Raw genomic sequence first — 1379 nt, 5'->3', positions numbered from 1 at the left:
GTCGGCTTATGCCGATGTGCGGGTTATGCCGACCGGGGTGGTGAAGGTGCTGGTGACGGGCCTGCGAACGCTGGGCTGACCGGCATAATCCGAGTTGCGGAGGATGGGCTTGTCCCACGGAGTGAGGTCATAAAGACCCCTCCGGACTGGAGAAGACCATGGCTGTTGCCGAACCCCGTCGGCGCCCGGGGCCCACCCCCGCTCGGGTGACTGGACCGCTGTCACCTCACGTGGCGGGACTGCGCCTGGAGCTGACGCGCCTGGGCTATGCCTCCTCGTCGATACGCGAGGCCGCGGCGATGATGGGCCGGTTGAGCGGCTGGATGCAGGCCCGCGGCCTGACCGCGTCCGAGCTGATACCGCAGATGATCGAAGAGTTCCTGGATCACCGACGGGAGTACTGCCGCACCGAACAGGTGGCTCGCCGCTGGGTGAAGGCGCTGGTGCGGTTCCTGCGTGAGGCCGAAGTGATCCCGCTCCCGGAACTGGTGCCCGGCACCCCGGTGAAGGCCTTGGTCGCCGACTACCGCGAGTTCCTGCGCCACGAGCGGGCCCTGGCCGCGGAGAGCGTGCGCTGTTACGGCAACCACGCCGAAGTGTTCCTGTCCGAACTGCCCCCGCCGCTGGGCCGGTCGCTGGCCGGGTTGGACGCTGCGACGGTCACCACGTTCATCGTGGGGGCCTGCGATCGAGTGGGCAGCGTCGAGTCGGCGAAGGCCCTGGTCACCGCGTTGCGGTCGCTGCTGCGTTTCCTGCACCTGCACGGCCACATACCCACCTCGTTGGCTGGCGCCGTTCCGGCGGTGGCGGGCTGGAGGCTGAGCGCATTGCCCCTGGGGTTGGACTCCACCCAGGTCCAGGCGTTGCTGGGCAGTTGTCCCACCGGCACCCGGATCGGGCTACGTGATCACGCGGTGCTGACCCTGCTGGCCAGGCTGGGCCTGCGGGGCGGGGAAGCCGCCGCGCTCCAGATCGGCGATGTCGACTGGAGAAGTGGAGAGGTCCTGGTCCGCGGCAAGGGCTCCGTGGTGGAGCGACTCCCTCTTCCGGCCGAGGTCGGCCAGGTCCTGGCTGCCTACCTGACCCAAGGGCGTCCCCGATGCGCCAGCACGGCACTGTTCATCACCGAGCGCGCCCCCTACCGGGGCCTGTCTCCCGCAGCAGTGAGGGCGATCACCGTCCGGGCCTGCGGCAGAGCCGGTCTCCCGCGGATCGGCGGCCACCGGTTCCGCCACCATCTGGCCACCCAGATGCTGCGAGCAGGGGCGTCGTTGCCGGAGGTCGGTCAGGTCCTGCGGCACCGCAGCCAACTGAGCACCACCGTCTATGCCAAGGTCGACCACGAGGCCTTGCGCACCCTGGCACGCCCCTGGCCCGGG

The 1379-nt window shown here is 69.8% G+C and carries 1 protein-coding gene; it reads left to right on the top strand.

From position 1 onward, the window contains the following. Nucleotides 1-230: 230 nt before the first annotated feature. A partial coding sequence (locus ACFTWP_RS41765; RefSeq protein WP_380270402.1) for a site-specific integrase occupies nt 231-1379 on the top strand: 1149 nt, incomplete at its 3' end.

The sequence above is a fragment of the Kitasatospora sp. NPDC057015 genome, from assembly GCF_042673745.1.
In the GTDB taxonomy this organism is placed as follows: domain Bacteria; phylum Actinomycetota; class Actinomycetes; order Streptomycetales; family Streptomycetaceae; genus Kitasatospora.
This window is presented reverse-complemented; position numbering and strand designations above follow the sequence as displayed.